Source organism: Brevundimonas sp., from assembly GCF_036405315.1.
GTDB lineage: Bacteria > Pseudomonadota > Alphaproteobacteria > Caulobacterales > Caulobacteraceae > Brevundimonas.
On sequence record NZ_DASWXW010000138.1, the window covers coordinates 1 to 4686 of the forward strand.

At 67.3% G+C, this 4686-nt stretch carries 7 protein-coding genes; 4 read left to right on the top strand and 3 right to left on the bottom strand.

Annotated elements, in window-relative coordinates; genetic code table 11:
* A partial coding sequence (locus VGE49_RS08215; RefSeq protein ID WP_331033904.1) for an OmpA family protein occupies positions 1 to 199 on the top strand: 199 nt, incomplete at its 5' end.
* Between the two features lie 175 nt (positions 200 to 374).
* Positions 375 to 1694: a UDP-glucose dehydrogenase family protein gene (locus tag VGE49_RS08220; RefSeq protein WP_331034074.1), complete on the top strand. Its 1320-nt coding sequence runs from the start codon at positions 375 to 377 to the stop codon at positions 1692 to 1694.
* Between the two features lie 68 nt (positions 1695 to 1762).
* Here the strand turns inward: VGE49_RS08220 and VGE49_RS08225 are convergent, their stop codons facing one another.
* Positions 1763 to 2437, bottom strand: coding sequence for a YiaD family glycine zipper/OmpA-like lipoprotein (locus tag VGE49_RS08225; RefSeq protein ID WP_331034075.1), 675 nt, complete (start codon positions 2435 to 2437; stop codon positions 1763 to 1765).
* 203 nt (positions 2438 to 2640) lie between these two features.
* Here VGE49_RS08225 and VGE49_RS08230 point away from each other — a divergent pair, with 203 nt between their 5' ends.
* The gene (locus VGE49_RS08230; RefSeq protein ID WP_331034076.1) at positions 2641 to 3060 is read left to right on the top strand and encodes an Hsp20 family protein; all 420 of its coding nucleotides are present in this window, start codon (positions 2641 to 2643) and stop codon (positions 3058 to 3060) included.
* Between the two features lie 60 nt (positions 3061 to 3120).
* Complete coding sequence (locus tag VGE49_RS08235; RefSeq protein ID WP_331034077.1) at positions 3121 to 3372, top strand: DUF1150 family protein; 252 nt, start codon at positions 3121 to 3123, stop codon at positions 3370 to 3372.
* A gap of 113 nt (positions 3373 to 3485) precedes the next feature.
* Here the strand turns inward: VGE49_RS08235 and VGE49_RS08240 are convergent, their stop codons facing one another.
* Together VGE49_RS08240 and hpf are read right to left on the bottom strand one after the other, a co-directional pair.
* Positions 3486 to 3950 (bottom strand): PTS sugar transporter subunit IIA, encoded by a 465-nt coding sequence (locus tag VGE49_RS08240; protein ID WP_331034078.1) that lies wholly within the window; start codon positions 3948 to 3950, stop codon positions 3486 to 3488.
* Positions 3951 to 4028: 78 nt separating this feature from the next.
* Positions 4029 to 4686: ribosome hibernation-promoting factor, HPF/YfiA family (hpf, locus tag VGE49_RS08245; RefSeq protein ID WP_331034079.1), on the bottom strand; the 658-nt coding region annotated here is incomplete at its 5' end.

Sequence of the window (4686 nt, forward strand, 5' to 3'; positions counted from 1 at the left end):
CACCTCGGGCTCGGCCGCCTATAACCTCGGCCTGTCGAACCGTCGTTCGCGCACCGTCGCCGACGCCCTGGTCGCCCAAGGCGTCAACGGCGGCGTCATCGCCCTCGACGGCAAGGGTGAGACCAACCTCGCCAAGGCCACCGCTGACGGCGTGCGCGAGCCGCTCAACCGTCGCGCCACCATCGACATCAACTTCTAAGGTTCGGAGGGGCCGGTTCACGCCGGCCCCGATGATCTTGAAGGTCGATAAGATCAGGGGCGGTCGATCCATTCGGATCGGCCGCCCTTTTTCTTTGCCCGCGGCCTATGCCGTTGACTGGCAAACGTCATGCTTGAAGGTTATCTCGGCCTGACTGCATCAAAAGGATGACCGCATGCGCGTCGCAATGATCGGCACTGGCTATGTCGGACTGGTGTCCGGCGCCTGTTTCGCGGACTTCGGTCACGTCGTGACCTGCGTCGACAAGGACGCGGCCAAGATCGACCAGTTGAACGCGGGGCGGATGCCGATCTATGAGCCGGGGCTGGAAGATCTGGTCGCCGCCAATGTGCGCGACGGTCGTCTGGCTTTCGCCCTGGACGGCGCCGAAGCCATTCGCACGGCTGACGCCGTCTTCATCGCCGTGGGCACGCCCTCACGTCGCGGCGACGGTCACGCCGACCTGTCCTATGTTTACGCCGCGGCCGAAGAGATCGCCGACCTGATCGACGGCTTCACGGTCGTCGTCACCAAGTCGACCGTTCCGGTCGGCACCGGCGACGAGATCGAGCGAATCATCCGGGCCCGTCGCCCTGACGCCGACTTCGCCGTGGTCTCCAATCCCGAGTTCCTGCGCGAAGGCGCCGCGATCGGCGACTTCAAGCGCCCCGACCGCGTCGTGGTCGGCATCGAGGACGACCGCGCCCGCCCCGTCATGGCCGAGCTGTATCGCCCGCTGAACCTCAACGAGACGCCGATCCTGTTCACCGGCCGCCGCACATCGGAACTGACGAAATACGCCGCCAACGCCTTCCTGGCGCTGAAGATCACCTTCATCAACGAGATGGCCGACCTGTGCGAAAACCTGGGCGCCGATGTGCAGCAGGTGGCCCGCGGCATCGGCCTGGACAATCGCATCGGGTCCAAATTCCTGCACGCAGGACCGGGCTACGGCGGCTCCTGCTTCCCCAAGGACACCCTGGCCCTGGTGCGGACGGCGACCGACGCCGGGTCGCCGCTGCGCCTGATCGAGACGACGGTCGAGGTGAATGACGCGCGCAAGAAGGCCATGGCCGACCGCGTGGCCGCCGCCCTGGGGAGCGCCGACCTGAAGGGCAAGACGGTCGCCCTGCTGGGCCTGACCTTCAAGCCGAACACCGACGACATGCGCGACGCCCCGTCTCTGGACGTGGCCCCGGCCCTGATCGCCAAGGGGGCGAGGGTCCAGGCCTTCGATCCCGAGGGCATGCATGAGGCCGCCAAGCTGCTGGACGGCGTGGTGTTCCGCGACGGTCCCTACGAGGCGGTCGAAGGCGCCGACGTGGTGGTCATCCTGACCGAATGGGATCAGTTCCGCGCCCTGGATCTGGACCGGGTCAAGCTGCTGCTGAAGCAGCCGGTCATGGTCGACCTGCGCAACGTCTATCGCCCCGAGGACATGAAGGCGCGGGGTTTCCGCTACACCTCCATCGGGCGGCCCGAGAGCGCCCGCTAAGGGCTGGAGACAAGAAAAAGGGCGGCGCTTCAGCGCCGCCCTTCGTCGTTTCAGCACCAGGACCGAGATCAGCCCTTGAACGGCCGGATCAGGATCTCGACGCGGCGGTTCTGCGCCTTGCCCTGGACCGTATCGTTTGACGCGATCGGATTGCGTGCGCTCATGCCGGCCACATAGAGGCGCTCGCGGATCACGCCGTGGTCGATCAGGTAGGAGGCGACCGACGAGGCGCGGCGTTCGGACAGGGGCTGGTTGATGGCGTCGCCGCCCGACGAGTCGGTGTGGCCGATGACGTCGACCATCGAGCGGTCGTATTCCTGCAGCACGCGCGCCACGTCGTCGAGCACGGGCAGGAAGCGGCTGTCGAGGTTCGACTGATTGGTGGCGAAGGTCACGTCGGACGGCATGCGCAGCACCAGGTTGTCGCCCTGACGCGCCACGCCGACGCCGGTGCCCGACAGCTCGGCCTCGAGGGCGCGCTGCTGGCGGTCCATGTACTGGCCGACGCCGGCGCCGGCCAGAGCGCCGATGCCGGCGCCGATCAGGGCGTTCTTGCGGCCCTGCTCGCCGCTGGAGGTGTTGGTCAGATAGCCCAGAACGGCGCCGCCCAGGGCGCCGGCGAGGGCGCCGGTCGCCGTATTGTTGCGGTTCGGCGTCGAGCTGTAGGGGTCGGTCGTGGTGCAGGCGGCGGCGCCGAGCATGGCGGCGATACTGACGCTGGCGACGGCGATCTTGGCGCGCATGAAAAGTCCTCTTGAGTTGGCGGTCTGGCCGCGAAACGTGGGTCTATAGTGGAGGTTCCCACCTGTATGTCATGTGAACAGCCGCAAAGCCTAGCGGTCCTGTTGACCGGGCGGCGGCGCATAACCATTTGTTGCAAACGGCCGCGCGCCCTTGCCGCTTCAGGGAGGGCGCGGATGGTCGGGTCGCTTTCTGCGAGGGCCTCATGACGACGCGCACCATTCTGTTCGACAGCCCTTTCCTGCTGGGGTTTGATCATACCCGCGCCCTGATCGACCGCGCCGCCAAGGCGGCGGCCGAGAGCTATCCGCCCTATAACGTCGAACAGATTGGCGAGGCGGCGGTGCGCATCAGCCTGGCCGTGGCCGGATTCGCGCCCGAGGAACTGGCCATCACCCTGGAAGGGCGGCAACTGATCATCGCCGGCAAGCGCGACGATACGGGCAAGGGCGAGCAGGCCTTCCTGCACCGCGGCATCGCCGCGCGCGGCTTCGTGCGCAGCTTCGTCCTGGCTGACGGGCTGGAGGTGGCCGAGGCGCGGCTGGAACACGGTCTGCTGCATGTCGATCTGATCCGTCCCGAGCAGGACCGGCAGATTCGACGCATTCCCATCACGACGGGCTGATTTCAGCCGTCGAACCGCCCGGCTTTCCGGGCGTTCAGTCAAGCGTAAGGAGGCGGTCCTATGACGCCTGTTATGAACAACAAGGACTTTGCGGGCCTGGGCGCCCCTGACCTGGTCTATGTGCGCGCGATCCGCGCTTCGGACGTAATGGAAGACGCCCACATCGACGCGCCGGGCGTCGAGATTGATCCGGAACAGATTCTCTACGCCGTCCACGGCGCCGACGGCGAACGTCTGGCGGTCATGCTGGACCGAGAGAGCGCCTTCGCGGCGGCGGCGGCGCACGAACTCGAGCCCGTCTCGGTTCATTGACTTCTTAGGGCGCTACCGGCTTCGCGGCCTGCTTGAGCGCATTCTGGGCGCGCTACCGGCCTTTCGGCCTGCTTGAGAGCGCATTTCTGTGCAAGGCTTGCCGGCCCGCGGCTTCAGGCGGCGGTGGCCGGCACGTCCTTGACGAACAGGGCGCGGACGGCGTCGACGGTGCGGGCCTGGCGCAGTTGCTCGCGCAGTTCCGGCGAACGCATGGCGCGCGACACCGCGGCCAGGGCCCGCAGGTGCTCGGCGCCGGCGTTCAGCGGGGCGAACAGGGCGAACAGAAGATCGACCGGACGGTCGTCCACTGATTCATAGGCCACGGGCGTGTCCAGCCGCACGAAGACGGCGCAGACGCGGTCCAGGCCCTTGATTCGCGCGTGCGGCACGGCGACGCCGGAGCCCAGGCCGGTCGAGCCCAGGGCCTCGCGTTCCAGCAGGGCTTCCAGCGCGCGCCCTTCGTCGAGACCCAGCGCGACCGCGGCGGCTTCGGCGACGGCGTGCAAGGCTTGGCGTTTGGATGACGCGCCGCCGCGCAGGACGATCCCGTCCGACGACAGCAAATCAGCGATGTCCATAATGACCCCGAAACTCGAACCCGACATTGGCGGAAGGGCGAGGCGTCTTCTAGCGCCTTCGCCCTCCGCATGAAAGCCTCAGCCGCCTGAGCTGTTCCCGTTCTTCGCCGTCTTCAGGGTCCGCTCCGGATCCACCCAGCCGACATTGCCGTCAGGGCGGCGATAGACGACCGACAGACCGCCGTGCGCGGCGTTGCGGAACATGACCAGGGGATAGCCCGTCATATCCAGCTCCAGCACGGCCCGGCCCACGGTGATGGTGCGGATCTCGGCCTCGGTTTCGGCGATGACCATGCCGACCGGCGGCGGCTCGTTCGGGGCTCCGGCGTCGCCGAAGGCCTCGTCCTCGACCGTGTCCGGATTACGGAAGATGGTCAGGGAGGCGACCTCGCGGGCCGCGTCCTCCGTCTTCTCGGGCGACAGGCCCTTGGGACCGATGTGGTGGTCCTTCAGGCGGCGCTTGTAGCGACGGACGCGTTTTTCCAGCTTGTCCAGGCTGTCCGAGAAGGCGCCTTGCGCGTCGCCGCCGAATCCGGTCGTCACCAGGCTCTGGCCCGAGGCCAGGCGGACCCAGCAATCGACGCGGAAGCCGTGGCGGTCCTTGGACACCACGACCTCGGCGTTTTCGCCGCCACGGGCGAAATACTTGCCGACTCCCTCTTCGAGTTCCTGGGAGATGCGCGAGCTTAGCGCTTCGCCGACATCCACTTGCTTGCCGCTGACTTGGATCTGCATA

Coding starts and splice junctions, on each gene's coding strand:
- VGE49_RS08220 (WP_331034074.1), top strand. CDS start 375: ATGCGCGTCGCAATGATCGGCACTGGCTATGTCGGACTGGTGTCCGGC.
- VGE49_RS08225 (WP_331034075.1), bottom strand. CDS start 2,437: ATGCGCGCCAAGATCGCCGTCGCCAGCGTCAGTATCGCCGCCATGCTC.
- VGE49_RS08230 (WP_331034076.1), top strand. CDS start 2,641: ATGACGACGCGCACCATTCTGTTCGACAGCCCTTTCCTGCTGGGGTTT.
- VGE49_RS08235 (WP_331034077.1), top strand. CDS start 3,121: ATGACGCCTGTTATGAACAACAAGGACTTTGCGGGCCTGGGCGCCCCT.
- VGE49_RS08240 (WP_331034078.1), bottom strand. CDS start 3,950: ATGGACATCGCTGATTTGCTGTCGTCGGACGGGATCGTCCTGCGCGGC.